The 25,923-nt window shown below is 67.3% G+C and carries 24 protein-coding genes and 1 tRNA gene; 4 read left to right on the top strand and 21 right to left on the bottom strand.

All coding sequences use genetic code 11. The features are described from left to right. Positions 1 to 122 precede the first annotated feature (122 nt). From AB4089_RS07530 to AB4089_RS07455, 16 genes are all read right to left on the bottom strand, one after another. Complete coding sequence (locus AB4089_RS07530; protein ID WP_441408664.1) at positions 123 to 3,062, bottom strand: DEAD/DEAH box helicase; 2,940 nt, start codon at positions 3,060 to 3,062, stop codon at positions 123 to 125. A gap of 24 nt (positions 3,063 to 3,086) precedes the next feature. Then, complete coding sequence (tatC, locus tag AB4089_RS07525; protein WP_441408690.1) at positions 3,087 to 3,881, bottom strand: twin-arginine translocase subunit TatC; 795 nt, start codon at positions 3,879 to 3,881, stop codon at positions 3,087 to 3,089. A 48-nt stretch (positions 3,882 to 3,929) separates the two neighbouring features. Next, positions 3,930 to 4,199 carry a Sec-independent protein translocase subunit TatA gene (gene tatA / locus AB4089_RS07520; protein ID WP_441408663.1) on the bottom strand — a complete coding sequence of 90 codons (270 nt, stop codon included), beginning with the start codon at positions 4,197 to 4,199 and terminating at the stop codon, positions 3,930 to 3,932. 35 nt (positions 4,200 to 4,234) lie between these two features. Next, positions 4,235 to 4,618, bottom strand: coding sequence for a hypothetical protein (locus AB4089_RS07515; protein WP_441408662.1), 384 nt, complete (start codon positions 4,616 to 4,618; stop codon positions 4,235 to 4,237). Positions 4,619 to 4,623: 5 nt separating this feature from the next. Next, complete coding sequence (locus AB4089_RS07510) at positions 4,624 to 6,690, bottom strand: helix-turn-helix transcriptional regulator (RefSeq protein ID WP_441408661.1); 2,067 nt, start codon at positions 6,688 to 6,690, stop codon at positions 4,624 to 4,626. Between the two features lie 156 nt (positions 6,691 to 6,846). Further along, positions 6,847 to 7,242 (bottom strand): FKBP-type peptidyl-prolyl cis-trans isomerase, encoded by a 396-nt coding sequence (locus AB4089_RS07505; protein WP_018772903.1) that lies wholly within the window; start codon positions 7,240 to 7,242, stop codon positions 6,847 to 6,849. Positions 7,243 to 7,282: 40 nt separating this feature from the next. Next, positions 7,283 to 8,218 (bottom strand): FKBP-type peptidyl-prolyl cis-trans isomerase, encoded by a 936-nt coding sequence (locus AB4089_RS07500; RefSeq protein WP_441408660.1) that lies wholly within the window; start codon positions 8,216 to 8,218, stop codon positions 7,283 to 7,285. A 111-nt stretch (positions 8,219 to 8,329) separates the two neighbouring features. After that, positions 8,330 to 9,694 (bottom strand): Pup--protein ligase, encoded by a 1,365-nt coding sequence (pafA, locus tag AB4089_RS07495; RefSeq protein ID WP_441408659.1) that lies wholly within the window; start codon positions 9,692 to 9,694, stop codon positions 8,330 to 8,332. 1 nt (position 9,695) lies between these two features. After that, entirely contained in the window at positions 9,696 to 10,403 is a 708-nt protein-coding gene (prcA, locus tag AB4089_RS07490) for a proteasome subunit alpha (RefSeq protein ID WP_441408658.1), read from the bottom strand. Position 10,404: 1 nt separating this feature from the next. After that, positions 10,405 to 11,247, bottom strand: a complete 843-nt coding sequence (gene prcB, locus AB4089_RS07485; RefSeq protein ID WP_441408657.1) for a proteasome subunit beta — start codon at positions 11,245 to 11,247, stop codon at positions 10,405 to 10,407. Between the two features lie 86 nt (positions 11,248 to 11,333). After that, positions 11,334 to 11,537, bottom strand: a complete 204-nt coding sequence (locus tag AB4089_RS07480) for a ubiquitin-like protein Pup (RefSeq protein ID WP_026266331.1) — start codon at positions 11,535 to 11,537, stop codon at positions 11,334 to 11,336. 90 nt (positions 11,538 to 11,627) lie between these two features. Beyond that, positions 11,628 to 13,238, bottom strand: coding sequence for a depupylase/deamidase Dop (gene dop / locus AB4089_RS07475; protein WP_441408689.1), 1,611 nt, complete (start codon positions 13,236 to 13,238; stop codon positions 11,628 to 11,630). A 56-nt stretch (positions 13,239 to 13,294) separates the two neighbouring features. Further along, complete coding sequence (gene arc / locus AB4089_RS07470; RefSeq protein WP_441408656.1) at positions 13,295 to 15,106, bottom strand: proteasome ATPase; 1,812 nt, start codon at positions 15,104 to 15,106, stop codon at positions 13,295 to 13,297. An 84-nt stretch (positions 15,107 to 15,190) separates the two neighbouring features. Next, positions 15,191 to 16,267: a tRNA (adenine-N1)-methyltransferase gene (locus AB4089_RS07465; protein WP_441408655.1), complete on the bottom strand. Its 1,077-nt coding sequence runs from the start codon at positions 16,265 to 16,267 to the stop codon at positions 15,191 to 15,193. 102 nt (positions 16,268 to 16,369) lie between these two features. After that, positions 16,370 to 17,557, bottom strand: coding sequence for a site-2 protease family protein (locus AB4089_RS07460; RefSeq protein ID WP_441408654.1), 1,188 nt, complete (start codon positions 17,555 to 17,557; stop codon positions 16,370 to 16,372). Then, a complete protein-coding gene (locus AB4089_RS07455) occupies positions 17,550 to 18,323 on the bottom strand; it encodes an HAD family hydrolase (protein WP_441408653.1) in 774 nt (257 codons plus the stop codon). The genes AB4089_RS07460 and AB4089_RS07455 overlap by 8 nt, the downstream gene beginning before the upstream one ends. A 153-nt stretch (positions 18,324 to 18,476) precedes the next feature. Between AB4089_RS07455 and AB4089_RS07450 the strand changes: the two genes are divergently transcribed. Beyond that, a complete protein-coding gene (locus AB4089_RS07450; protein ID WP_441408652.1) occupies positions 18,477 to 19,382 on the top strand; it encodes a PAC2 family protein in 906 nt (301 codons plus the stop codon). 25 nt (positions 19,383 to 19,407) lie between these two features. Here the strand turns inward: AB4089_RS07450 and mshC are convergent, their stop codons facing one another. Together mshC and AB4089_RS07440 are read right to left on the bottom strand one after the other, a co-directional pair. Then, complete coding sequence (gene mshC, locus AB4089_RS07445; RefSeq protein WP_441408651.1) at positions 19,408 to 20,688, bottom strand: cysteine--1-D-myo-inosityl 2-amino-2-deoxy-alpha-D-glucopyranoside ligase; 1,281 nt, start codon at positions 20,686 to 20,688, stop codon at positions 19,408 to 19,410. Between the two features lie 15 nt (positions 20,689 to 20,703). Next, positions 20,704 to 21,537, bottom strand: coding sequence for an undecaprenyl-diphosphate phosphatase (locus tag AB4089_RS07440; RefSeq protein ID WP_441408650.1), 834 nt, complete (start codon positions 21,535 to 21,537; stop codon positions 20,704 to 20,706). Positions 21,538 to 21,588: 51 nt separating this feature from the next. Between AB4089_RS07440 and AB4089_RS07435 the strand changes: the two genes are divergently transcribed. Then, on the top strand, positions 21,589 to 22,524 hold the full coding sequence (locus tag AB4089_RS07435; protein WP_441408649.1) for an aldo/keto reductase: 936 nt from the start codon (positions 21,589 to 21,591) through the stop codon (positions 22,522 to 22,524). A gap of 75 nt (positions 22,525 to 22,599) precedes the next feature. Here the strand turns inward: AB4089_RS07435 and AB4089_RS07430 are convergent, their stop codons facing one another. Continuing rightward, complete coding sequence (locus tag AB4089_RS07430) at positions 22,600 to 22,875, bottom strand: hypothetical protein (RefSeq protein ID WP_390202449.1); 276 nt, start codon at positions 22,873 to 22,875, stop codon at positions 22,600 to 22,602. A gap of 39 nt (positions 22,876 to 22,914) precedes the next feature. Between AB4089_RS07430 and AB4089_RS07425 the strand changes: the two genes are divergently transcribed. Next, positions 22,915 to 23,148: a DUF5703 family protein gene (locus tag AB4089_RS07425; protein ID WP_018772920.1), complete on the top strand. Its 234-nt coding sequence runs from the start codon at positions 22,915 to 22,917 to the stop codon at positions 23,146 to 23,148. A 26-nt stretch (positions 23,149 to 23,174) separates the two neighbouring features. Here AB4089_RS07425 and AB4089_RS07420 read toward each other — a convergent pair whose 3' ends face one another. Together AB4089_RS07420 and AB4089_RS07415 are read right to left on the bottom strand one after the other, a co-directional pair. Continuing rightward, positions 23,175 to 24,335: an acyl-CoA dehydrogenase family protein gene (locus AB4089_RS07420; protein WP_441408648.1), complete on the bottom strand. Its 1,161-nt coding sequence runs from the start codon at positions 24,333 to 24,335 to the stop codon at positions 23,175 to 23,177. Between the two features lie 15 nt (positions 24,336 to 24,350). Then, positions 24,351 to 25,667: a M20/M25/M40 family metallo-hydrolase gene (locus tag AB4089_RS07415; protein ID WP_441408647.1), complete on the bottom strand. Its 1,317-nt coding sequence runs from the start codon at positions 25,665 to 25,667 to the stop codon at positions 24,351 to 24,353. A 164-nt stretch (positions 25,668 to 25,831) separates the two neighbouring features. On the opposite strand from AB4089_RS07415, the gene AB4089_RS07410 reads away from it, so the two are divergent. Continuing rightward, positions 25,832 to 25,914 (top strand) — tRNA-Leu (locus tag AB4089_RS07410). The last annotated feature ends 9 nt before the right edge of the window (positions 25,915 to 25,923 follow it).

Below are 25,923 nucleotides of genomic sequence, written 5' to 3'. Positions count from 1 at the left end.
GGCGGGCACTCCTTGTAGCTGGTGGCCGGCCCAACGCCGGCGCGATCGAAAAATTCGGCAAACTCAATAAGGCGCAAACACGGAAAGCGCACAAAACGCAGTAGAGGCCCACTGCTGCGGCCCTAGGCCACGGAGGAATAGGCGACGACGCCGCGTTTGATCAGTTTGATGGCCTCCGAGCAGAGCCGGACAATCCGGGGGTCTAGGTTCGGGATGTCGGCGAGCTGGTCCAGCAGGTCAATGACCTGTTTGACCCAGCGGACAAAGTCGCCCGCCGCCAGGTCGGTGCCGCTGAGCACGTCCTGAAGGTGCCGGCCCTTGGCCCATTTGAAGATCGGCCAGACGAGGCCAAGCTCGGGCTCGCCAGTAAGAGGCAGCTTGTTGGCCTCCTCGATGTCCTCCAGAGCAGACCATTCGTGCACCACGGTATCCACCGCGGATTCCAGCGACACGCTGGGCATCTTGGGCCGAAGCCCACGGTCCTCCCGTTTGGCCTGGTAGACCAGCACGCTGGCCAGGGCGGCGATTTCGGCGGCGTCGAGGTCGTTGAACGCACCCATCCGCAGGGACTGCGAAATCAGCAGGTCCTTTTCGCCGTAGATCCGGCGCAGCCGTTGCCCGTCTGCACTGATGGAGAGCACGCCGGTGTCCGAGGTCTCCAGGTAGCCGTAGCCGGTCAGGACGCCGCACACGCGGTCGAACGTCTTGGCGATGGTGTTGGTCCGACCCTGGATCTGACGGATCAGCCCGTCCGTTTCCTGGCGCAGTTTCCACCAGCGCTCGGACCACCGGGCATGGTCCTCGCGTTCGCTGCAACCGTGGCACGGGTGGGCGCGGAGCTCCCGGCGCAGCTCGGCGATCCGCTTCTCCTGGTTGGGCGCGGCGGAGGCCCGGCCGAAGTCGTCGTCGCGGCGCGGGGGCGCGGGCGGCCGGTGCTCGCGGATGGCGTTGCGCACCGAGGACGCCAGGTCACGCCGTGATTTGGGCACCTTGGCGTTGAACGACTTGGGAATCCTGATCCGCGTGATCGGCGACAACGGGCCCTCCACGTCGTGCAGGCCGATCCGGCGCAGCTGGTTGTCCAGGGTCATCACGGCGGGGCGCGGTTCCCGGGACTCGTGGTCGGAACTGAGCACCACCGCGAGGCCCGGTGACTTGCCTGCGGGGACGTCCACCACGTCGCCTGGAAGCAGCCGGCTCAGGGAGTCCTCGGTGAGGGACTTCCTGGCCCGCGAGGTGCTCCGGGAGGCGGTCGTCTCGGCGTCGCCAAGCGCCCGCCGCAGCCGCGCGTATTCGGTGAAGTCGCCCAGATGGCAGGTCATCGCCTTGCTGAATCCGGCGATCGATTCCTCCCGGCTCCGGACCTGACGGGCCAGCCCAACCACGGAACGGTCCGCCTGGAACTGGGCAAAGGAGGATTCGAGGATCTCCCGCGCGCGGGGCCTGCCGAACTGCGCCAGGAGGTTGATCGACATGTTGTATGTGGGCCGGAAGCTGGAGTTCAGCGGGTAGGTCCGTCGTGAGGCGAGGCCCGCGACGGCGGCCGGATCCGTGCCCGGTTGCCACAGGACGACGGCGTGGCCCTCGACGTCGATTCCGCGGCGTCCGGCGCGGCCCGTCAGCTGGGTGTACTCCCCCGCCGTGATGTTGACGTGCGCCTCGCCGTTGAACTTGTCCAGCTTTTCCAGCACGACGCAGCGGGCCGGCATGTTCACACCCAATGCAAGCGTCTCGGTGGCGAAGACGGCCTTGACCAGCCCGTCGACAAACAGCTTTTCCACGACTTCCTTGAACGTGGGCAGCATGCCGGCGTGATGCGCCGCGAGTCCGCGCATCAGGCCGTCCCGCCAGCTCCAGAAGCCGAGGACGTCGAGGTCGTCAGAGGGGATGTCCTGGGCGGCTTCGTCGACGCGCTGGGCGATGAGAAGTTGTTCCGCCTCGGTGGTCAGCCACAGTCCGGCCGCGACGCACTGGGCAACGGCGGCATCGCAGCCGGCCCGGGAGAAGATGAAGGTGATGGCCGGCAGGAGGTCCTGCCGGTCCAGGCTGGCGATGACCTGCGGCCGGCTGGCCTTCCGCACCGGGCTGCGCTGGGCGCTTTGCGGTTCGTCCCGCTGGCTGCGCTGGTTCCGGCGCTGGCTGCGGCCGCCGTGGCCGAAGCGGCCACGGAAATTCATCTGGCTCTCGGCCCGTGCCATGGACAGTAGTTCCGGGTTGACCTCGAACCCGGCCCGGCCGGGCAACTCCGCAGTGACGGCGGGCTGGATTGAGGCGGTCAGCGACGCCGTGGTCGCCGTCTCCTGGGCGGCGCCGGCCTCGCTTCCTTCGACCTCGCCGGCGGGGGCGATTTCGTCAAAGCTGGTGTCGCCGGCAAACAGGTCCACGATCTTCCGGCCCACCATGACGTGCTGCCACAGGGGCACCGGGCGGTGTTCGGAGACAATCACGTCGGTCTGCCCGCGGACGGTGTCCAGCCACGCACCGAACTCCTCGGCGTTGGACACCGTGGCGCTCAGCGAGGCCACCTGGACCTCGCTGGGAAGGTGGATGATGACTTCTTCCCACACCGCGCCGCGGAATCTGTCGGCGAGGTAGTGGACCTCGTCCATGACCACGAAGCCGAGGTCATCAAGGGTGTCCGAATCCGCGTAGAGCATGTTGCGGAGCACCTCGGTGGTCATGACCACGACGGGGGCGTCGCCGTTGATGCTGGTATCGCCGGTGAGCAGGCCCACCTGGGCGGCGCCGTACTTGGCGGCCAGCTCGGAGTATTTCTGGTTGCTCAGCGCCTTGATGGGTGTGGTGTAGAACGCCTTGAGCCCGCGCTGGAGCGCCAGATAGATGGCGAACTCCCCCACGATCGTTTTCCCTGCCCCGGTAGGGGCGGCCACCAGGACGCCGCGCCCGGTCTGCAGGGACAGGCAGGCTTCACGCTGGAAGTCATCGAGCTCGAATTCGAGCGTCCGGATGAATCCGCCCAGATAGGTCTTGGCTTCGGCGGCCCGCTCGACGCTGGCGCGGTAACGTTCGGACGGTGATTCCGGCCCGGGGTGTGACGACATGCTTCCAGCCTAATGCGCGAAAGGCTAGAGATTCTCCAGCTCGGAGCTGGGGGTGGCGTGGTCGGCCGTGGCTTCCGTCTCAGCCTCGCGCTTGACGGCACGCCGTTCGCGCCGGCGGTCGTTGAGCAGGCAGAGCCCGATCGCGGCGAAGAACAGCGCCAGCATGGGGCCGGCAAGGTAGAACATGCTCATGGCGTCGGCGCCGGGCGCGGCCATCGCGGCGAACAGGCACACCAGGAACACCGTGATCCGCCAGCTCTTGAGAAGCTGCTGGCCCTTGATCAGGCCGGCCAGGTTCAGCCCGAACAGGACCACCGGGAGGAGGAAAGCGATGCCGAAGGCCAGCAGCAGCCGCAGGACGAAGGACAGGTACACCTGGGCGCTGATGAAGTTGGAGCCGCCCGACGGCGTGAAATCGGTCAGTACTCGCACCGCGTTGGGCAGCACGAGCCAGGCCAGCAGGACGCCGCCGAGGAACAGCGGCACGGCAGCTGCTACAAAGGACAGGGCAAGGCGCCGTTCCTTCTTGTGCAGCCCGGGCACAATGAAGGCCCACAGCTGGTAGAGCCAGACCGGGCTGGCAATGATCAGGCCAAGGAACACGGACACCTGGATCATCAGGTCGAAGGAGCTCGCGACGCCGTCAAAGTTCAGGGTGGCCTGGCGGCCCTCGTGCGTGTTCAGGTCGCGGATGGGCTTGATCAGCGCCGACAGCATCGGCTGGTAGACAAAGAAACCCACCACTGTCCCGAGGACGACGGCGATTGCCGCCTTGAAGAGCCGGTTGCGCAGCTCTTTCAGGTGGTCGAGGAGCGCCATCCTCCCCTCGGGGTTCGATCGACGGCTCATGGTTACTGCCATGCGGTCTTAGGCGCGGGTCGACGGCGGAACGTCGGTACCGTCGCCCGTTCGGCTTTCCGGAGCGCCGGCCTGCGGGTGGTTGATGACCCGGCCTTCGACCGGGTCGGAGCCATCCTTGGCGTCGGAGGAGCCGTCCTTCTTCATTTCACGGACTTCCGACTTGAAAATGCGCATCGACTGGCCCAGGCTGCGGGCCATGCCCGGCAGCTTCGGCGCAGCGAACAGCACCAATGCCAGAACGATGATGATGATGAGATGCCAGCCTTCAAGCCTCATTTGGGGAGGTCCTTTCGTTTGAATACATCCTATGTCTAACGCGTTTCGATGTCGCGCAGTGCCTGCGGTTGCCCGCGATCCTTCTTGCGCTGGATGCGGCGCAACCGGCGGGCGTTCTGCCGGGAGAACTTGGATGCGTGGTAATCATGACGCATCCGGGCAGGCGAGGCAAAAACGGCGCTCCCGGGTTCGGGACGGGGGGCTGCGTCCGCGCCGTCCGGGGCGTCGGCGTCGGCCGCTGTGTGCCCCGATCCGGGGTCCGCAAATGAGGGCACCTGGGAAAAGCGGTCCGCGGCTTCACTCAGTTCTGCAAGCGTCGTCGTGGCCTGCCGGAACAGCCGCAAGCCGAGCACGCCGAAGAACAACAGCGAAAGCGCGACGAGCGCTATCCAAATCACGATCCAGGACCACCAAGGCATGCGGATCAGTCTATCGGGCGATCCGACGAGTCTTCGTATTGCGTCAGGGCCGCGGCGAGCCACTCCCGGGACGCGTCTGCGACGGCGCCCGGCTGCAGGATCCGCACCATCCCGCCGTGCTGGGCCACGAACATCGGCAGCCAGTCGGTGCTGCCGAACCGGATTTCGGCGAGGAGGCCGCCGCCGGGCAGGGCCGCGGTCCGCTCGGCGTAATAGTCGTCGGCGAGTCCGGTGCCACGGGGCGCAAGCTCCACGACCACCACCGTATCGTCGTCGTTCGGGGTGAAAAGTTTCACCGGGAAGCTGTCCGCCGGCTTTGCCGTGGCTGCCACGGGCCGGCCGTTGGGCGCCATGGCTTCGATCCGGTCCAGCCGGAAGTTGCGCAGGCCGTTGGCGGAGTGGCAGTACGCCTCGAGATACCACGTGTTGTCCAGCGAATACAGCCGCAAGGGGTCCACATCGCGTTCGGACACGGCGTCGCGCTGCGGCGAGAAATACCTCAGGTGCAGCTGCGCGCCGGACTCGATGGCCGCGCGGGCGGTTTCGAGCGTTTCGGTGTTGCCCGGGGCCACCTCGGGCCCGGAGAGCGCGGCCGCCTTGAGCCCCTCCTCCCCCGCCGCGGCCATGAGCTTGAGCGTCACGGATTCCAGCGCGCCGCCTTCGGCGATCTCTGGCAAGCCGTTGAGGGTCTCCAGACCGGTCAGGAGGGCGCAGGCCTCGTCCACCGTGAACCGGACGGGGCGGGTCAGGTCCAGGTCCTGGGTGATGAACACGTGGTCATCGTCCCACTGAATGTCCAGCAGATCGTCGGGGTAGCCTTCCGGCAGTCCCGAGCAGATCAGGATCCGCAGGTCGTCCTCGAGCGCCTTGCGGGTGATCCCAAACCGGGCGGCCACCTCGCTGATGTGCAGTCCCTGGTTGTGGACCAGGAAGGGCACCAGCTGCAGCATCCGCTTGAGCTGATCCTCGGAGGTCCGTTTGCGGGGCCGGCCGGCGCGCCCGGCCTCCGGGAACGCCACCTCGGGCGCCGGCCGGGCAACGAACGCGGCGGCGGCGCTGAGGCGGCGGTGGACGGCGGCGGCAACGTCGGGCGGCGAAATCACGGTGACCCGGGGACCGTAGGAGGCCAGTTCCTCGCCGAGGGTCTCGGCGTCGCGGAAGGTCACCGCGAGTCTGTCCGTGCCGGCCGCGCGCCGCCGCCCCCCGGATCGGAGTTCTCCGGACCAGAGTCCCCCGGATCCGGGCTCCCCGGGTTCCTGTGCCGGGTCCGTGACCGGCAGGGCGCGTTTGCGGAGTCCCAGCAGCCGTCCTTCCTCGACGTCGACGACGGCGGTCTGCACGGGCAATTCGGCCAGAGCGGCCAGTTCGGCGCGGACGTTGAAGCCGGCGGGAGGCGGTGTGAAGCTCTCCTTGTCCAGCACCGTCACGGCGGACGTCAGCCGGGACAGCCGGAAGAACCGTTTGTCCGACCGGTCCCGGTCGTGGCCCACGAGGTACCACTGGCCGAAGCGGCTGCCCAGGCCCCAGGGCTCCACCAGTCGTTCCTGCTCCTCGCCCGTGCTGCCGGCGAGGTAGCTGAACCTGACCGGGTGCTGGGAGTGCATCGCGGCGACCAGGTCTTCGAAGGCCTGGCCTGCGGGGCGGATGCGCGGCTGGACTCCGGTGGGAAGTTCGGCGTCGGGCAGGCCGCCGGCGGCCTGCAGTTTGCGGACCGCGTCCACGGCGGCGGAGCCGAGGGCGGCGTGCTCCCAGAGTTGCGCTGCGAGGATGAGGACGGTGCATTCCTCGGGCGTGAGGCTGACGTCGGGCAGCCGGTTCGACTCCTTGCCGATCCGGTAGCGGGTGGTCGCCGGGTCGTCGGAGCCCCAGCCCGTGTCCGTGACGGTTTCGACGTCGAACCCGAACTGGCGCAACTCGCCTTTGTCCCGTTCGAACATGCGGCCGAAGGCCACGTCCGTGCTCGTCGTGTCGTGGTAGACCTTTTCGCGCAGTTCGCTGCGGCGCAGGCCGTACTTGGTATTGAGCAGTGCGATGAGCAGGTTCAGGAGGCGTTCTGTACGTGAGGCGGACACCTCGCAAGGGTACTAAAGCCCGTCCCGGAAAATGACGAAAGCGCGGTAACAGCCGGAAGAACTTTCCCGATTGTTACCGCGCTTTGCGCCGTGTGCGCCTGATTCAGCGGGCTGAATCAGACGACCGGTTCAGCCCGCGTAGCTGGCGTCCGCGCGTTAGCGGACGGCGACGAGGTCCACGACGAAGATCAGGGCCTCGTTGGGGCCGATTGCCCCGCCGGCGCCACGGGAGCCATAGGCAAGCTCGGACGGGATCTCCAGGCGGCGGCGGCCGCCGACCTTCATGCCCAGCAGGCCCTGGTCCCAGCCCTGGATGACCTGGCCGACGCCGACCCGGAAGTCCAGGGGCGCGCCGCGGCCCCAGGAGGCGTCGAATTCTTCACCGGTGGACCAGGCAACGCCCACGTAGTGGGTGGAAACAGTGTCGCCGGGCTTGGCCTCGGCGCCGTCCCCTTCGATCAGGTCGGTGATGACCAGTTCGGTGGGGACGTCTCCTTCGGGGAAGTCAATTTCGGGCTTTTCGCGGTCGAGGTTGCGCTGTCCAAATGACATGGGTGCTCCTTTGGGGGTGACGTGTTGTGGATGCGGTGGATTACTTGACGCCGAGGATGTCGACGACGAAGACGAGATCGCCCTTGGCGTCGCCTTGGCCCTGATCACCGTAGGCGAGGTCCTTCGGGACCACCAAAAGGACGCGGGAGCCGACCGTCTTGCCGGTCAGGCCCTGGGTCCAGCCCTTAATGACGCCGGTCAGCGGGAAGGTGGCTTTCTTGCCACTGTCGAAGCTGGAATCGAAGACCTTGCCGGTGGCGAGGGCGACGCCGACGTAGTTCACGGTGATGGTGTCGGTCTCCTTGAGGGCCTGGCCCTTGCCCTTGATGAGGTCCTGCGAGACCAGCGCGGTGGGAGCCTTGACGCCGGCCACGGAGATTTCCGGAATGCCCTTGTCGTTTTCCTTGACGGTCGGCAGCCCGGCCGGCGGGGTGACGGCGTCGCCCTCAGGCTTGTCCAGGACCGGCGGAGCGTCCTTGGCGGAGAGCACCTTGACGATCAGGAGCTGCGTCGGCTTGGCCTCGGTACCCTCTGCTGCGGCCTGGCCGGGGACGGCCAGGGCAAGGTGGGAGCCAATCTTGGCGCCCACAAACGCGTTGTAGATCACGGGGCTGCTGCTCTTGAGCTCGTCGTTCAGCTCCAGCGGCTCGGGATCGTTCGGGAACGTGTCTTCGAGGGTGCTGCCGTCCTTGCCGTTGAAGGCGACGATCGAGATGTTGGCGATCTGGTTGGCCTTGACCCGGTCGCCGCTGCCTTCGGTGACCACCTTGACGGTGGGTTCCTTGACATCGAGCGGTTTGGTGAATTCGACACCGGGGGCCTTCTTGTCACCGTTCTCCGTCAATTTGACCGAGTCCAGCTTCGCGGTCTCACCCGCGGACTGGCTGGTGGGTTCCGGAGCCGGGGGCGCTTCGCCGCCGCCGCAGGCGGTCAGCAGCAGCAGTCCGGGAAGAAGAATTGCTAGTAGTCGGCGCACTTGGAAACTTTCGTCGAGGCAGGGTGGACTCAGTGCCGTTCGGTTTCCCGCGGCAAAGAAAGCGGCGGCCGCCAGGCGGCCCTACCTCAGAATAACGTGCGAAGCTGAGTATCAGCCCATCGAGTCCAGCAGCGCATCCACCCGGTCATCGACGCTCCGGAACGGATCCTTGCACAGGATGGTCTGGTGGGCGCGGTCGTTCAGCTTCAAATGAACCCAGTCCACCGTGTAGTCGCGGCCGAGCTCCTGGGCACGCCGGACGAAGTCGCCGCGGAGTTTGGCCCGGGTGGTCTGCGGCGGGGCATCCACCGCATCCTTGACCGTCGTGTCGTCCACTATCCTGCGGACGGCCCCGCGGGCCTGGAGCAGGTAGAACAGTCCGCGGCCGCGGGAAATGTCATGGTACGTCAGGTCCAGCTGCGCGATCCGGGGCGCGTCCAGCCCCAGCCCGTGCCGTTCCCGGTAGTTGTCCATGAGCTTCTTCTTGATCGCCCAGTCCACTTCTGTGTCGATGGTGCTCGTGTCGCCGCTTTCGATGGCGTCCAGCGTGCGCTCCCAAAGGTCCAGGATCAGCGGCACGTGTGCGTTGTGCGCGCCGTGCTCGGCCACGAACGCCGTGACCTTGCCCAGGTACTCGCGCTGGATTTCCAGGGCGGTGAGCTGCCGGCCGTTGGCGAGCCGGACCAGTGCCCGGCCGCTGAGGTCGTGGGAGATTTCCCGGATGCTCCGGATCGGGTTCTCCATGCGCATGTCGCGCATGATCACCCCGGCCTCGATCATCCGCAGGATCAGGTCCACCGTGCCGATCTTCAGCAGGGCCGTTGATTCGGACATGTTGGAGTCGCCCACGATCACGTGCAGGCGGCGGTAGAACTCGGCGTCGGCGTGCGGCTCGTCCCGGGTGTTGATGATCGGCCGGGAGCGGGTGGTGGCGGAGGAGACGCCCTCCCAGATGTGGTCGGCCCGCTGGGAGAAGGCGAAGGTGGCCCCGTGCGGGGTCTTCAGGATCTTGCCGGCCCCGGCGATCAACTGCCGGGTCACGAGGAACGGGATCAGGATCTCCGCGAGCCGGGAAAATTCGCCGCGGCGCGGGATGAGGTAGTTTTCGTGGCTGCCGTAGGAGTTCCCGGCCGAGTCCGTGTTGTTCTTGAACAGGTACACGGTGCCGTTGAACCCCTCGGCCGCCAGCCGCTCCTGGGCTTCGTCCACGAGGTCGCAGAGGATCAGTTCGCCGGCGCGGTCATGCGCGATCAGCTGGGCGAGGTCGTCGCACTCGGCCGTGGCGTACTCCGGGTGGGACCCGACGTCCAGGTAGAGGCGCGAACCGTTGGTCAGGAACACGTTGGAGGACCGTCCCCAGCTGACCACCTTGCGGAAGAGGTAGCGGGCTACTTCCTCGGGCGCGAGCGGCCGGGACTCCGGACTTGAATAGGAAATTCCGAATTCGGTTTCGATGCCGAATATGCGCTTGTCCATCTCACTTCTCCTCAGCCAGCAATGCCACGATGTCCGGGTCCTCGAGCCGGCGGAATGCCCGCCGGGTGCCGCGTCCGCTCTCCGAGGCCCGGTCCAGTACCGCGACTTCCAGCGCGGACGCCGGCAGCGTGGTTGTTTCCTTGTCCGCCACGAGTCCGGCGAGGGCCAGCCGGATGGCGCCCGCGAAGTCCAGTTCGCCCTGCCAGCCCGCCGCGACTGCTTCGGAAACCTTGTCCGCCTGGCCGCCCATCACAATGAAGCCCTGTTCATCGGCGATGGAGCCGTCAAAGGTCAGCCGGTACAGGTGATCCGCCTCCTGGGTCTGGGCGACCTCGGCCACAGCCAGTTCCACCTCGAAGGGTTTCTGTTCGGCCGTAAACACCGCGCCGAGGCTCTGCGCGTATACGCTCGCGAGACCGCGGGCCGTGACGTCCTCCCGGTCGTAGGAATAGCCGCGGACATCGGCATAGCGCACCCCGGCTTGGCGCAGGCTTTCGAACTCATTGTACTTGCCGACGGCGGCGAACGCGATCTTGTCGTAGATCTCGCCGATCTTGTGCAGCGACGGGGACGGGTTCTCGGCCACGAGGGCAATCCCATCCCTGCAGCTGATGACGACCACCGAGCGTCCGCGGGCGATGCCCTTCCGTGCGAAATCCGCACGGTCCTTCATCAGCTGTTCGGGCGATACGTAGAACTGCTGGGTCATTTCAGGCCTCCCGCTGGGCGACGGCCCGGGATTCGATGATGCGGCCGGCGACGGCGGCGAGATCGCGCTCCGGGACCCGGAAGGCGCCCGTTCGGTTCACGATGTACACCACCGGCCATAGTTGCCGGACCGGATCGGGCCCGCCCGTGGCGGAGTCGTCGTCGGCGGCGTCGTACAGGGCCTCGACGGCGACCGCCACCGCGTCCTGTTCCGAAAGGCCGGGGCGCCAGAGTTTCTTCAGCGCGCCGCGGGCGAACATCGAGCCGGAGCCCACGGCGTGGTGCTCCTGCTCCTCGTAGCGGCCGCCCGTCACGTCGTAGGAGAAGAGCCTGCCAAAGCCCGCGGGCCGGTCGAATCCGGCGAACAACGGGACGACAGCGAGGCCCTGCATGGCCATGGGCAGGTTGCCGCGCACCATGGCGCCGAGCCGGTTTGCCTTGCCGTCCAGGCTGAGCAGCGTGCCCTCGATTTTCTCGTAGTGCTCGAGTTCCACCTGGAACAGCCGGGTGATGTCGAGGGCAATTCCGGCTGTTCCGGCGATGCCCAGCACGGAGTACTGGTCCGCGGGAAAGACCTTTTCGATGTGCCGGCTCGCGATCACGTTGCCCATCGTCGCGCGGCGGTCGCCGGCCATCAGCACTCCCCCGGCATAAGTCATCGCCACGATCGTCGTGCCGTGCGGGACCTGCAGCCCAGCCGCCGGCTGGGCGGCATGCCCGGTGGCCGGCAGCTGGCTGAACGGCATTTGGCCAAAGGGCATTAAGTCAGGCCGTTCGCGCTGCAGATGCTCGGTGAATGAGGACGTCGCGTTGGCTGCTACTCGGTTGGCTGTTGTTTCCTGCACTAACGCTCTCCCTCAACGTGGTGGATCAACGACTCTTCCGGCCCTTAGCCCCTCCCGCCGCCCTCATCCGGCGGCCGGCGGCGCTCCTACTGGCCGCCCTTTTGGACGAAGGCGCGGACGAACTCCTCGGCATTGGACTCCAGTACGCCGTCGATCTCATCGAGGAGATCGTCCACGCCCTGGGTGGCTGCCGACGCCTGGGCGTCCGCGGGGGCCGGCGGCGCGGCGGGGACGTCCTCGTCAACCTCGGTGTCCCGCGACTGCGGCTGCTGCTGCTCCTGGCCTGCCATTGTTTTCTCCTTCATGTCCGTCCCTTTTCTCCTAAGGGACATCCTGTAGCAATAGTGCCACGCCGGGGGCGCCGGCGGGGGCCTTTATTCCTAGGAACCGGGGCTGAGTCCCAGCAGTTCGGCCAGGAACGTCCCGGCCTCCCGGTGCCGGGCAAACAGGCCGCCGGTGAGGGCTTCGGTTCCGCGCAGCGGCTCGCGGGTGGGGACCCGCTGGAGCCTGCCCCGGCCCGGGACATCGAAGATCACCGAGTCCCAGCTGGCTCCCGCGAGGTCCGCGCCGAACCGGCTGACGCAGCGTCCGCGGAAGTAAGCCCGGGTGTCCGACGGCGGTTCAGTCACCGCACGGGCGATCGCGGCGTCGTCGACGATTCGCTGCATCCGGTCGCGGGCCAGCAGCCGATAGTAGAGCCCCTTTTCGGGGCGGATGTCGGCCCACTGCAGGTCCACCAGGCCCAGCCTGGCACTGTCCCACTCCAAGCCGTCACGCTGGCGGTAACCCTCCAGCAAGGACAACTTGGCGAGCCACTCCACAGAGGACGCGGCCGCAGCCCGGTCACCGCCGAGCTCGGTCAATGTGGCGGACCACCGTTCGAGCACCTCGTGGGTGTGCCCGTCACCGTCCACGGCGTCCGCGACGCCGGTGTCCTGCGCGTGCTTCGAGGCGGCCTCGAAGTAGATCCACTGCAGGTCCAGGGCGGTGATCCGCCGGCCGTCGCCCAGGCGCAGCAGCGTGGTCAGCGAGGTGTCGTGGCTGATGGCCTGGAGGGCGGCGACGGGTTCGTGGACTTCGATCCGCGGCGCCAGCCCGGCCTCGATCAGGCTCAGGACCATGGCGGTGGTGCCGAACTTGAGGAAGTTGGATGCCTGGCTGAGGTTGGCGTCGCCGATGATGACGTGGAGCCGGCGGTATTTGTCCGCGGTGGCGTGGGGTTCGTCCCGGGTGTTGATGATGGGCCGGCGGATGGTGGTTTCCAGGCCCACCTCGGTTTCGAAGAAGTCCGCCCGCTGGCTGATCTGGTAGCCCGCCCGGGCGCTGTCCTGGCCCAGACCCACACGCCCGGCACCGCAAATGATCTGCCGGGTGACGAAGAACGGCGTGAGGCCGCGGACGATCTCGCCGAACGGCACCGAGCGGGGCATGAGGTAGTTCTCGTGCGAGCCGTAGGAGACCGATTTGTTGTCCGTGTTGTTCTTGTACAGGTTGATCGGCGGCAGTTCGGAATCGGCGGCCAGGCGGCGGACGGCGGCCAACGCCACGAGGTCGCCGGCGGCGTCCCACGTCACGGCGGCGTGCGGGTTCGTCACCTCGGGGCTGGAGTACTCCGGATGGGCGTGGTCGACGTACAACCGTGCGCCGTTGCCCAGCACCATGTTCATGAGCAGCGTGCCCGATTCGTCCTCGCCGTCGGCCTCCAGTTCCTGCCGCCCGTAGGCGAGGGCGATCGCCTCGGCGTCGAGGACGGGAGGCTGGTCCGTGAGCTGTTCCGGGTCAGCGCTGCTGCGCTCCAGGGTCCAGCCGCGGGCGTCGTGCAGCGGTTCCTCGTCGGTGTAGTCCCACCGTGTTTCGGCGCCGCCGGCGGCGCGCTGCCGCGTGACCTGGGCGTAGGCCTGGATTACACGGGCCGACATCATGGTGGCGTTGGCTCCCGGTGCCGAGGGCGCGTGGATGCCGTATTCGGTCTCCGAGCCCATCACCCTCATGGCCCCGCCGACCGGCAGCCCGCCCGAGTCGGCCGGCTTGCCGGAGACAACAGCCGTCACAGGTACTGCCCTGTGCTGGGCATCGTCTCGATGGACTTCCCGGGCTCCTGGCCGGCCTTGCCCTGCACGATGGTGCGGATGTAGGTGATGCGCTCGCCCTTCTTGCCGGAAATCCGTGCCCAGTCATCCGGGTTGGTGGTGTTGGGCATGTCCTCGTGTTCACGGAACTCGTCCACGACCGCCCGGAGCAGGTGGTCGATCCGCAGGCCCTTCTGCCCGATGGTCAGCAGGTCCTTGATGGCGTACTTCTTGGCCCGGTCCACGACGTTCTGCACCACGGCGCCGGAATTGAAGTCCTTGAAGTAGAGCATCTCGGTGTCGCCGTTGGCGTAGGTCACTTCGAGGTATTCGTTGGACTTCTCGGTGGAGTACATCGCCTCGACGGTCCGCTGGACCATGGCGTCCACGGTCGCCTGGACGTCACCGCTGTGCTCGGCGAGGTCGGTCTCGTGGAAGGGCAGGTCCGTGGTGATGTACTTGTTGAAGATGTCCGCGGCGGCCTCGGCGTCGGGACGCTGGATCTTCACCTTGACGTCCAGGCGGCCCGGCCGCAGGATGGCCGGATCGATCATGTCTTCCCGGTTGGACGCGCCGATCACGATCACGTTGTCCAGCCGTTCGACGCCGTCGATCTCGCTGAGCAGCTGCGGGACAATGGTCGTTTCGACGTCGGAGGAAATGCCGGTGCCGCGGGTGCGGAACAGGGAATCCATTTCGTCGAAGAACACCACCACCGGGCTGCCCTCCGACGCCTTCTCCCGGGCCCGCGCGAAGATCAGGCGGATGTGCCGTTCCGTCTCGCCGACGTACTTGTCCAGCAGCTCGGGTCCCTTGATGTTCAGGAAATAGCTCTTCATGTCCGTCTTGCCGGCGCGCTCGGCGGCCCGCGCGGCCAGCGAGTTGGCCACGGCCTTGGCGATCAGGGTCTTGCCGCAGCCCGGCGGGCCGTACAGCAGGATGCCCTTGGGCGCCTTCAGTCCGTGCTCGCGGTACAGGTCAGGGTGCAGGAACGGCAGTTCGACGGCGTCGCGGATCTGTTCGATCTGCGGGCCCAGGCCGCCGATGTCCTGGTAGGTGATGTCCGGAACTTCCTCGAGCACGAGGTTCTCCACCTCGGAGCGCGGGATTTTTTCCAGTGCGTAGCCGGTGCGTGAATCGATCGAGAGCGCGTCACCGACCCGCAGCCGCTGGGCGAGCAGGGCACCGGAGAGCCGGATCACCCGCTCCTCGTCGGCGCGGCCGACCACCAGGGCGCGGTCCGGCCCGAGCATTTCCTTGAGCGTGACGAGGTCCCCGGCGCGCTCGTAGCCGAGCCCGGCGACCACCATGAGGGCCTCATTGAGCAGGACTTCCTGCCCCACGGCCAGCTGGTTGAGGTTGACCAGCGGGCTAATCCCCACGCGCATTTTGCGGCCGGCGTTGAAGATGTCCACGGATTCTTCGGTGGCCGCCTGGCCGCTGTTCCCGGCGGTCGGCAGCCGCTTGGGGTTCAGCTGAAGGATGGTGCCGAAGCTGTACGGCGGCTGTCCCTCCTGGTCGAGGGCGTTCTTGAGCCGCAGGATTTCGGCTTTGGCCGTTTCCAGCATGCTGACGAGCTTGGAATTGTTCTGCGTCGCGGCAGCAAGCTGGCGGTCAATGTGGCGGAGCTTATCCCTGAGGATATTGACCTGCCGTTCTGCGACGGACAGTTCACTGGCGGGGTACCGCTCGCCCTCGCCGGATGCGGCCCGGGCCGCATCCGAGCGTGCGGTGGCATCCGCTGCGTCCTCAGCCGGTGTGCGGCCCGGGTCAGTGTTCGGAGTCTCCATCGTGTATCAGCCCCTTCCTGCTCTTCTGTTAAGACCATAGTCCTAAGAAGGCTGGTGCCGCTGGAGACATCCTAAATATGCTGCCTAGTTCGTTATCTCCGGGGCGTCCACGACGTTTGTTCCGGCGATTGCGTCGCGGGCGGCGCGGCGCAGTTTCTTGTCCGAAACGGCCCGCTCGCCCACCGCGCCCGGGGTCCAGGCATTGACGTCTTCTTCGTTAAAGTCCGTCTTGGAGGGACGGCGCTTCACCGAGATTCCCGTGACGCCGTCGGCCAGCCGGCGGGTTACGAGCAGGAATCCGGTGTGGGCGACCATCCGGTGATCCGGTCGGACGGCCAGGCCCTCGAGGTGCCAGCCGCGGACCATGGATTCCCACGCGTCAGGTTCGGTGAACCGTCCGTCGGCGCGGATGGCTTCGGCTGTCCGCGAAAGCTGCGTCACAGTCGCGACATAATTGATCCACACTCCGCCCGGTGCGAGGACAGTGGCGACGGCGTCGAGGCATTCCCACGGGGCGAGCATGTCCAGGACCACGCGGTCCACGGAGCCGGGTTCCTCGGTGCGGACGACTTCCTCCTGGAAGTCGCCGAGCGAGATCTTCCACGCGGGGTGCGGGCCGCCGAAGATGGTCTCGACGTTGCCGCGGGCGATGTCCGCGAATTCCTGGCGGCGCTCAAATGAGTGCAGGTAGCCGTTGTCCCCCACCGCGCGCAGCAGCGAGATGGACAGGGCGCCCGAGCCGACACCGGCTTCGACCACGCGGGCGCCGGGGAAGATGTCCGCCATGGTGACGATCTGGCCGGCGTCCTTGGGGTAGACCACGGCTGCGCCGCGCGGCATGGAGAGCACGAAGTCCGAGAGCAGCGGGCGCAGGGTCTGGTACTGCTGTCCGACGTTGTTGACCACCACGGAGCCGTCCGGCTGGCCGATGATCTCGTCATGGTTCAGGAATCCCCGGTGCGTGTGGAAGGCCCCGCCGACTTCGAGCGTGATCGTGTTCATGCGGCCGCGCTCGTCCGTGAGCTGGACCCGCTCGCCTTCGCGGAACGGTCCGCGGCGGCGCGCCGCGCCGGTCGCGCCGTTGACTGGGGCGGCGGCAGTTGTGTCGCCTGCGGCGGGGGTGGTGGCGGTGTTAGTGCCTGCGGCGGTGTCGCTGCTCATGAAGATGTTCCTCGCTCCTGTAAAGCTGTGTGGCCGCGGACATGCCGGCGGTCACCGGTCCTTGCGCGTGGGGGGCCGGAAATTCACGACCGCCCAGTAACTCTACCGGTTCTGCCCCTGGTTCTGGCGCTCGTTCCGGTACTTGCCCGTGATGGCCTTGAGCACAGCGGACTGGCGCAGCAGCCCGGTGACGGCGCCGTCGCGGTCCACGACGGCGTACTCCTGGCCTTCGAGCTGGGCCAGGTACTGGACGAGTTCCTGGCCCTTGGACCATTCGGGGACATAGGCGCCGGCGCCAAGGGGGTAGGAGACAGCGGTGAGGGCGGTCGCGGCGGCCAGCGCGGCGGGCACGGTGGCTGCGGCTCCGGCGTCGACGATGCCGACGGGGCGGCCGTCCCGGTCGCACAGCACCACGGCGGGCTTTCCTGCCGGCGCCCGGTCCAGGAAGTCGGCCACTGTGGCGGTTTCCGGAAGGCCGAGGGCCGGCTCGGCGAGGGCGGCGGCGTCGACGAGGTACAGCCGGCCGCGCAGGCGGGCCTGCTGGATCGACGCTGATGCGCCCATCCACAGGAAGCTGCCCACGAGGGCGGTGATAAGGGTGAAGGTAATGTCTGGCCGCTGGCCGCTGACCAGGGGCAGGATGATGAACCACAGTGCCAGGGCGACCACGATGATCCGGCCCGCCCAGCCCGCGGCAATGGTGCCCTTTTCCTGGCTGCCGGTGACTTTCCAGACGGCGGATTCGACCAGCCGGCCGCCGTCCAGGGGAAGGCCGGGAAGGACGTTGAAGATACCGATCAGCAGGTTGGCCCAGACGAAGATGTTGGCCAGGATGTCGCCAACACCCCTCAGGTCACCGAACGAAAGCAGGAGCCAGCCTGCGCCGGCCAGGACGAAGTTCGCGGCCGGTCCGGCCATCGCCACCAGGACGGAGCGGCCAGGTGAGGCCGTGAAGCTTTGGAACTGCGTGTGCCCGCCCCAAAGGTTCAGGACAATTTTTTCCGTGGGCCAGTGGAAGATCTTCGCGGTGAGCGCGTGGGCGAGTTCGTGCGCCAGCACGGAAATCAGAAGCAGCAGCGCGTAGGCGAAGGCGACGAAGAACGCGGTGACGCCGAGACGTGGATTGTTGCTCTGCAGGACCGGGCCGTACGCGATCACGGTGAAGGCGGCGATGATGAACCAGGAATACGCCAGAAATACCGGGATGCCGGCAATGCGGCCCAGCGGGATCCCCTCGCGGCGGGAAGCCGTGCTCTTGCCGGATTGCCCCCGGCTGCCGGTGTCAGCCACGGTGCTGGCTCCCGGCCGAGGCGCCGGTTGGGTGCAGGTCGGATTCGGGCGCGCGGCCGAACGTGGCGTCCGGGAATTCCTGCCGCAGGGCCACCAGCTCCTCAAGGTCGGCAACGGTCCGGCCTTCGAGGGTGTCCCAGGTGGTCCGGCGGGGGTCGTGCGGGAGGGGCAGGATATGCGGGATGGCGACCGTGACGACGCCGGAGGCTACGGCCGCTGCGACACCCGGCACGGAATCCTCCAGGGCCACGCAGTGGTGCAGGCCCAGTTCGGGATCCTGCTGCTGCAAGAGTTCCACGGCCGTCAAGTAGGCCTCCGGGTGCGGCTTCCCCTGCGTGACGGTGTCCCCGGTGACCAGGAACTCGAAGTAGGGTTCCGGCAGGCTCGCGACGATCTCGCGGGCCAGCGGGCCCTCGGACATGGTGACGAGGGCGCAGCGGACGCCGGCGTTGTATAGCTCGTCGAGCAGTTCGCGGGCGCCCGGCCGCCACGGAACGGAGTTCCGTACCTGGCTGATGACATGGCCGGTGAGCGTGTCGATGATCTCGCGCTGTTCCATCTTCACGCCGGCTTCCTGCAGGATGCCCGCGGAAAACGTCAGTGCCTGCCCGACGAGCTGCATGGCCTGGTCCTGGGACCATTGTCCGCCGTGGGCTTCAACGAGGGCGCGCTCGGCTTCGATCCAGTAGGGCTCGGTGTCGACGATGGTGCCATCCATGTCCCAGAGCGCTGCTTTTAGAAGGGGCCGGGAAGCTGAGGATCGCATGCCCTCCAGTCTACGGGGAAGCCCGCGGACCGGAGCCCGCGCTACGCCTACGGCGAATTCCGGCCGCCGTGCCGCGGGATTCGGGGCGGAAATTGGGCACGCTGAGCGCCCAATTGCCTGCGCGGGGCCGGGTCTTGGACGTAGGGTGATGGCATGAATAGCTTCGAGGCAGACCCCACCGAACCAGGCGCCGTCTCCGAGCCGGAGCGGCTGCTGCTGCCCGTCGCCGAGGGCCGGCGCATCACCGTCATGCTGGCTGCCTTTGAGGGCTGGAACGACGCCGGCGAGGCTGCCAGCGATGCCCTGCGCTATCTGAACAAGCTCTGGGGCGGCAAGAAGGCCGCTGCGATCGACGCCGACGAGTACTACGACTTCCAGTTCACCCGGCCCACGATCCGCCGGACGGCGGCCGGCGAACGGAAGATCAAGTGGCCGTCAACACGGATCTTCAAGGCCAGTGTCCCCGACTCGAACGTGGACGTGATCTTCGTCCAGGGCACCGAGCCGTCCTATAAGTGGCGTGCCTACACGGCAGAGCTGCTGGTCCATGCCGAGGCCCTCCACGTGGACTATGTGATCCTGGTCGGGGCGCTGCTCGCCGACGTGCCGCACAGCCGCCCGATTCCAGTGAGCGCGTCCACGGACGACGCCGCCCTGCGCGAACGGATGGACCTCGAGGCCTCCCAGTACGAGGGTCCGGTGGGGATAGTCGGGGTGCTGGCCGAGGTGGCCATGCTGGCCGGGCTTCCCACCGTGTCGCTGTGGGCCGCCGTGCCGCACTATGTCGCCCAGGCGCCCTCGCCCAAGGCCCAGCTTGCGCTCCTGCACCGGATTGAGGAGCTGCTCCAGGTCCCGCTGGACACCACGGAACTCGTGGAGGAGGCCGACGCGTGGGAGCGGGGCGTGGACGAGCTCGCCACCGAGGATCCCGAGATTGCGGCGTATGTGCGCCAGCTGGAGGAGGCGAAGGACACCGCCGACCTCCCGGAGGCCAGCGGTGAATCCATCGCCCGCGAATTCGAGCGCTATCTCAAGCGCCGGGGCAAGGACAAGCCCTAGCAGGGGTTTGTTGCGGGGCAGCGGGCTAGAGTTCGACGCCGAGGAGCGCGTTGACGGCGTCGCTCACCAGTGCGGCGTCCGTGGCGGCGGCCGTCTCCGGCGTCTCCAGGGCTGCCTTGGCCCAGGCGTCGACGGCGGCGAGGGCGCCGGGCGCGTTGAGGTCATTGGCGAGCTCTGTCCGCATCCGGCCGATGAGCCCCGCGGCGGAGCCCTGGGGAGCCACGGCGAGGGCCTCGCGCCAGGTGCGCAGCCGGTCCTTGGCCTCGGCGAACCCCTCAGCGGTCCAGGACCAGTCCGTACGGTAGTGGTGGGCCAGGATGGCCAGGCGGATCGCGGCCGGCTCTTCGCCGTCACCGCGGAGCTTTGACACCAGGACAAGATTGCCCTTGGACTTGCTCATCTTTTCCCCGTCGAGGCCCACCATGCCGGCGTGCGCGAAGTGGCGGGCCAGCGGCACACCGGCCAGCGAGTACGCGTGGCCAGCGCCCATTTCGTGGTGCGGGAAGATGAGGTCCGAGCCGCCGCCCTGGACGGTGAAGGGCTTGGGCAGGTATTCCTGGGCGATCACGGTGCACTCGACATGCCAGCCGGGCCGCCCCTCCCCCAGTTCGCCGCCGGGCCAGCTGGGCTCGCCGTCGCGGGCAACCCGCCACAGCAGCGGGTCCAGCGCCTGGCGCTTCCCGGCCCGGCCGGGGTCGCCGCCGCGCTCGGCGAAGAGTTCGAGCATTTCGGCGTCGGAGAGTCCGGAAATGGATCCCAGGGTCCAGGCGTCAGCGTCGTCCGTCGAATGTTTACCGGCGGCCTCGACGTCGTAGTACACGTCGCCGTCGGGCTCCCCGGCGCTGCCGGGCACGCGGTACGCGAGTCCGTTGTGCAGGAGGCGCTCAATGGCGGGAACGATCAGTGGAACGGACTCGACGGCACCGACGTAGTGGTCCGGGGCGAGGACGTTCAAGGCTTCCATGTCGGTCAGGAACAGCTCGATCTGGCTCGCGGCGAGGTCCCGCCAGTCGACGCCGGTGGCCGTCGCGCGTTCCAGGAGGGGATCGTCGACGTCGGTGACGTTCTGGACGTAGGCGACCTGCTGGCCACCGTCCCGCCAGGCACGGTTCAACAGGTCGAAGGCGACATAGCTGGCCGCGTGGCCCATGTGCGTGGCGTCATACGGGGTGATGCCGCAGACATACATGGACTGCTCACCCGTGGCCTCCAGGGTGACGATTCCGCCCTTGGCGGTGTCGAAAAGGCGCAGGGCGGGCATGCTGCCGGGGAGCTGGGCAACGGGGCGGGAGATCCAGGATTTCACAGCCCAAGCCTAGTGCTAGGCGCTGATGACATTGAAACCGAGCAGCAGGAACAGGGACATTCCCAGGATGATCCGGTACCAGACGAAGAGCCGGTAGCCGCGGGTGGAGACATACTTCAGGAACCAGCCGATGATGACGTAGCCCACGACGAAGGCGATCACGGTGGCCAGGGCCGTCTCCGGGAGTCCGTACGGGCCGGTGATGCCTTCCTTGGAGACCACTTTGTACAACTGGTACAGGCCGCTGCCGAACACGGCGGGGATGGCCAGCAGGAACGAGTAGCGGGCTGCCGCCTCACGGGTGTAGCCCATCAGTAGGCCGGCGCTGATGGTGCCGCCGGAGCGGGACACGCCCGGGAACAGCGCCAGGGCCTGCGCGAGTCCGTAATAAAGGCCGTGCTTGTAGGTCAGTTGCGTCAGTTCGCGGTTCTGCTTGCCAACCGTGTCTGCCACCGCGAGGACCATGCCGAACACGATCAGCATGGTGGCGACGCCCCACAGGCTGCGGAGCACGGATTCGATCTGGTCCTGGAACAGCAGGCCGAGGACGATGATCGGGATGCTGCCCAGGATCACCAGCCAACCCATCCGCGCATCCGGGTCCTGCCGTGACACTTTGCCGGTCAGCGAACCGGACCACGCGCGGATGATCCGCAGGATATCGCGCCAGAAATAGACAATCACAGCCGTCTCGGTGCCCAGCTGGGTGATGGCCGTAAAGGCCGCGCCGGGGTCCGACGCATCGGGCAGGAAGGCGCCGACGATCCGTAAATGGGCGCTTGAGGAAATCGGGAGGAACTCGGTCAGGCCTTGTACGAGGCCCAGCAGGGCCGCTTGTATCCAGTTCACGTTTATAGACCCTACGTTATGAAGCACGGCGACTCCCGTAAGCTTGCTGGCATGCAGCAGCGTTATGTCGGCAACAGTGGGTTGCGCGTGTCCGCCCTATCCCTTGGCACCATGTCCTGGGCCCGGGAAACCGAGGAACAGGATGCCGCCGCCCTGGTGCGGTCCTTCGTCGATGCCGGCGGAACCCTGATTGACACCGCGGCGTCCTACGCCGACGGTCAGGCCGAGGCGATGCTCGGCGGAATGCTCGGCGACGTCGTCGCCCGTTCCGAAGTGGTGATCTCCACCAAGGCCGGTCTGACGACGTCGGACGGCCGCCGAAGCGTCGACACCTCCCGCAACGGCATGCTCTCCGGCCTTGACGCGAGCCTGGCCCGGCTGGGAACCGACTACGTGGATCTCTGGTTCGCGCACGCCTGGGATCCAAACGTGCCGCTGGAAGAAACCCTGTCCGCGCTGGACTTCGCCGTGCGATCCGGCCGGGCGCGGTACGCCGGCGTCTCCAATTTCAACGGCTGGCAGACGGCCAAGGCCGCCGCGATCGCCGGCTTTCCCCTCGTGGCCAACCAGTCCGAATACTCGCTCCTGCAGCGCAACGCGGAGATCGAGCTGATTCCGGCAATTGAGGACGCCGGGCTCGGCCTGATGGCCTGGGGACCGATGGGACGCGGCGTCCTGAGCGGAAAGTACCGCGGGCACATCCCGGCGGATTCCCGTGCCGCCAACCAGCGGCTCGCCACGTACGTGGAGCCGTATCTTGAGGCACCGGCGTCGAGTGTGGTGGAGGCGGTCGCCATGGCGGCGAAGGGTCTCGGTCGGACGCCCCTGGATGTGTCGCTGAGCTGGCTGCTGTCCCAGCAGGGCGTGGCAACGGCCGTCGTCGGTGCGCGGACGCCGGTCCAGCTCAAGGAGATCCTGGATTCGGCCCTGGCGCCGCTGCCGCCGGAGATCGCCCAGGCGCTCGAAGACGTCTCCGACCCGGCCTAGGGCCGTCCAAAGAAGTCGCGGGCCGGCCCAGTTCTCTGGCGGCCTGGTTTTCCGGCTGCTCAGCTTCCTGGCCGCTCAGTTCTCTGAGTTCTGCAGGATCTCGAGGTCTTCTTCGTCGTCGACATCGTCCACGTCATCATCGTCGTCGTCGCCGTCGATCACTTCCAGGGGCGTCACTTCCCCATAGGCTTCATAGAGGGCGTCGTCGTAAACTTCAAAGGCATCGGCGACGGCGAAGAACGCCGCTTCGACCGCGGGATCCCCGTCGCTTCTGCGGGCGGAGGCCGCCGCCAGGTGCTCTTCGAGTGCAGAGGTCAGTGACTGAAGCGCGACACGCGGATCGATGCTCATGACTTCACGTTAGTCGGAAAAAGACGAAAATGGAGAGCAATGAAAGAACATTTTCTGAGCAGCTCGGTCCGGCGGGAACGGGACTATGTGAAGCAGTACGAGTACCTCGTCCTGACGGTCGGCCCTGAGGATTCCCTGCCCGAGGCCCGCCGCCGGCTGGTGGAGCACTCCGAGTACGGCAAATGGGAACTGGAACGCAGCCGCCTCTACGTAGGCGGCGGGCGACGGTTCTGGTTGCGCCGGAAAGTCATCCAGGTCCAGCGCACCGTATAGGACTCCCCCGGGCCCCAGGGCCGCCCCTAGGGCTCCAGTGGGCCCAGCCAGGCGTTCGCCACGGTGTTGTGCGCCGATTCGTCGTCGGACGGGTGGAACATGCCGGCCAGCACGTCCCGGTAGAGCCGCTCCAGTTCAGAGCCGCGGAAGTAGCTTGATCCGCCTGACACCCGGATCGCGAGGTCCACCACGGTGCGTGCCGTTTCCGTGGCCCGGACCTTGAGCCCCACCAGCCGGGGAAACCACTGGCTGCCGTGCTCAGCCAGTTCATCGACGTCGGCGGCAACGCGGGAGAGCTGCGGGTACAGCGCATCCATGGCCATCGCCGCCTCCGCCACCTTCCAGCGGATGTCCGGGTCCTGGGCGTAGCTGCGGCCGCCGTTCTTGAACGACGTGCGGCGCTGTACGGCTTCCACCCCGAGTGTGAGGGCCCGGTCGCCGATTCCGGTGTAAACCGCAGCCAGCAGGGTCTCGAAGCAGGCAAAGATCGCGAAAATGAGCGGGTCCGCGTTCGGGCCCACCGGAAGTTTCCGGAAGATCCGTTCCGCCGGCACGACGGCGCCGTCCAGGACCGTGGTGTTTGACTGGCTGGCCCGCATGCCCAGGGTGTCCCAGTCCGGCAGGATCTGGTACCCGGGCGTATCCCGGGTGATGAAGCCATGGACCAGCTCCCCGGCGCCGTCGGCCGCCGAGGAGTCCTTCCCGAAGATCCCCAGCCGGGTCCACGCCGGTGAGAGGCTCGTGAAAATCTTGCGCCCGGTGAAGCTGTAGCCTCCGCCGGGCACGGGGACGGCCTCGGTGCGGGAATCGAACAGCACCGCGTCGTTGCCGGCCTCCGAATTGCCGAAGGCAAAGATCTCCCCCTGGGCGGCTTCCTGGAGGATGAAGTCCAGGGAGGAGTCCCCCCGGGCTCCGAGCACGTGGGCGACGCCGGTCCACACCAGGTGCATGTTGACGGCCAGCGCCGTGGCCGGCGCCGCCGTCGCCAGCCGGCGCTGCAGCTGCGCCGCGTCCGCCAGCCCGAGTCCCAGCCCGCCGTCGGCCACGGGGACAAAGATCTTCAGGTAGCCGGCCGCCGCCAGGTCCGCAAGGTCCTCATGGAAGAAGGCGTTGTCGCGGTCGTAGCCGGCGGCGCGGCCGCGGATCCGTTCCAGCAGCGGCGCGGTGAGGATGTCCTCGGGCGTCATGGCCGGGGCGCCCGATCAGTAGTTGGTGAGCAGGGTGTCCAGCACCCGCGCACCGAACTTCAGGGAATCCGCGGGGACACGCTCGTCCACACCGTGGAACATGCCGGTGAAGTCGAGCTCGTCCGGAAGCATCAGGGGGGCGAACCCGTAGCCGGTGATGCCAAGCCGGCTCAGGGACTTGTTGTCCGTTCCGCCGGACAGCGTGTACGGCAGCACCTTGGCGCCCGGATCCTCCGAATGCAGGGCGTCGATCATCGAATCGACGAGGTTCCCGGCGAACGGCACCTCCAGTGAGACATCGTTGTGCACGTAGCTGATGTCCACACCGGTCCCCGCGAGTTCCCGGACGATCTCCAGCACCTGCTCTTCCTGTCCGGGCAGCGTGCGGCAGTCGATGAGGGCCTCGGCGGATTCCGGGATGACGTTGTGCTTGTAGCCGCCCTTGAGGAGGGTGGGGTTGGTGGTGTTCTGCAGCGTGGCGCCGACAAAACGGGCCACTGTGCCGAGTTCCTTGAGGATCTTGTCCGGGTCGTCGGGATCGAATTCGACGCCGGTGAGTTCGGTGACGCCGTCGAGGAACTGCCGGGTGGTCGGCGTGAGCTCGATGGGCCAGTTGTAGGCGCCGATCCGGGAGACGGCTCCGGCGAGCCGGGTCACGGCGTTGTCGGTGTTGATCTGGGACCCGTGGCCTGCCCGGCCGTGGGCGACAAGGCGGAGCCAGGAGAGGCCCTTTTCCGCCGTCTGGAGCAGATAGGTGCGCTGGCCGCCGATCGTGGCGGAAAAACCGCCAACCTCGGAGATCGCCTCCGTGGCGCCCTCAAAGAGTTCCGGCCGCTTGTCGACGGCGTAGCGGGCCCCGTAGGTGCCGCCGGCTTCCTCATCGGCGAAGAACGCGAAGATGAGGTCCCGCTTGGGTTTCCGGCCGGTGCGGGCGAAGTTGCGCAGCACGGACAGGATCATGGCGTCCATGTCCTTCATGTCCACGGCACCGCGTCCCCAAATCAGGCCGTCCTTCAGCTCGGCGCCGAAGGGGTCCACCGACCACTGCTCGCGGAGGGCGGGAACAACATCCAGGTGGCCGTGGACCACGAGCGCGCTGGCCGAGGGGTCCTCCCCCGCCAGCCGGGTCACGACGCTGGCGCGGCCGGGGGCGGCCTCGAAGATTTCGGCCTCCAGCCCGACTTCAGCCATGAGCCCGGCGGTGTACTCGGCGGCCGCACGTTCACCGGGGCCGGAGCCGTCTCCGTAGTTCGATGTGTCGATCCGGATCAGCTCTTGGCAGATCCTGACGACCTCGTCCTCGGGCCTGGGTTCAGTCCGGTTGTCAGTCATTGCGGCTCCTCTTAGCGGGTGGCTCAATTGCTTGCTTCAGCCTACCCACACCACCCCCGCGGACCCCGATTATTTGTTTCCGGAAAAGTCGTGCTAGAGTCTTTCTCGCTGCTTCCGAGAAAAGCAAAACGCTGAGAGGCGAAACGAACTCGGAATTACCACCTGCGCGGGTGGCGGAATGGCAGACGCGCTAGCTTGAGGTGCTAGTCCTCGAAAGGGGGTGGGGGTTCAAGTCCCCCTCCGCGCACAAGGGAAA

The sequence above is a fragment of the Arthrobacter sp. 2MCAF15 genome (genome assembly GCF_052115605.1).
Taxonomy (GTDB): domain Bacteria; phylum Actinomycetota; class Actinomycetes; order Actinomycetales; family Micrococcaceae; genus Arthrobacter.
The sequence above is the reverse complement of the archived record's forward strand: the minus strand, read 5'-3'. Positions and strand labels throughout refer to the sequence as shown.

Coding starts and splice junctions, on each gene's coding strand:
- AB4089_RS07425 (WP_018772920.1), top strand. CDS start 22,915: ATGAAAGAACATTTTCTGAGCAGCTCGGTCCGGCGGGAACGGGACTAT.
- AB4089_RS07430 (WP_390202449.1), bottom strand. CDS start 22,875: ATGAGCATCGATCCGCGTGTCGCGCTTCAGTCACTGACCTCTGCACTC.
- AB4089_RS07420 (WP_441408648.1), bottom strand. CDS start 24,335: ATGACGCCCGAGGACATCCTCACCGCGCCGCTGCTGGAACGGATCCGC.
- AB4089_RS07450 (WP_441408652.1), top strand. CDS start 18,477: ATGAATAGCTTCGAGGCAGACCCCACCGAACCAGGCGCCGTCTCCGAG.
- AB4089_RS07455 (WP_441408653.1), bottom strand. CDS start 18,323: ATGCGATCCTCAGCTTCCCGGCCCCTTCTAAAAGCAGCGCTCTGGGAC.
- AB4089_RS07415 (WP_441408647.1), bottom strand. CDS start 25,667: ATGACTGACAACCGGACTGAACCCAGGCCCGAGGACGAGGTCGTCAGG.
- AB4089_RS07480 (WP_026266331.1), bottom strand. CDS start 11,537: ATGGCAGGCCAGGAGCAGCAGCAGCCGCAGTCGCGGGACACCGAGGTT.
- AB4089_RS07435 (WP_441408649.1), top strand. CDS start 21,589: ATGCAGCAGCGTTATGTCGGCAACAGTGGGTTGCGCGTGTCCGCCCTA.
- AB4089_RS07465 (WP_441408655.1), bottom strand. CDS start 16,267: ATGAGCAGCGACACCGCCGCAGGCACTAACACCGCCACCACCCCCGCC.
- AB4089_RS07530 (WP_441408664.1), bottom strand. CDS start 3,062: ATGTCGTCACACCCCGGGCCGGAATCACCGTCCGAACGTTACCGCGCC.
- tatC (WP_441408690.1), bottom strand. CDS start 3,881: ATGGCGCTCCTCGACCACCTGAAAGAGCTGCGCAACCGGCTCTTCAAG.
- AB4089_RS07505 (WP_018772903.1), bottom strand. CDS start 7,242: ATGTCATTTGGACAGCGCAACCTCGACCGCGAAAAGCCCGAAATTGAC.
- dop (WP_441408689.1), bottom strand. CDS start 13,238: ATGAGGGTGATGGGCTCGGAGACCGAATACGGCATCCACGCGCCCTCG.
- pafA (WP_441408659.1), bottom strand. CDS start 9,694: ATGGACAAGCGCATATTCGGCATCGAAACCGAATTCGGAATTTCCTAT.
- prcA (WP_441408658.1), bottom strand. CDS start 10,403: ATGACCCAGCAGTTCTACGTATCGCCCGAACAGCTGATGAAGGACCGT.
- tatA (WP_441408663.1), bottom strand. CDS start 4,199: ATGAGGCTTGAAGGCTGGCATCTCATCATCATCATCGTTCTGGCATTG.
- AB4089_RS07515 (WP_441408662.1), bottom strand. CDS start 4,618: ATGCCTTGGTGGTCCTGGATCGTGATTTGGATAGCGCTCGTCGCGCTT.
- arc (WP_441408656.1), bottom strand. CDS start 15,106: ATGGAGACTCCGAACACTGACCCGGGCCGCACACCGGCTGAGGACGCA.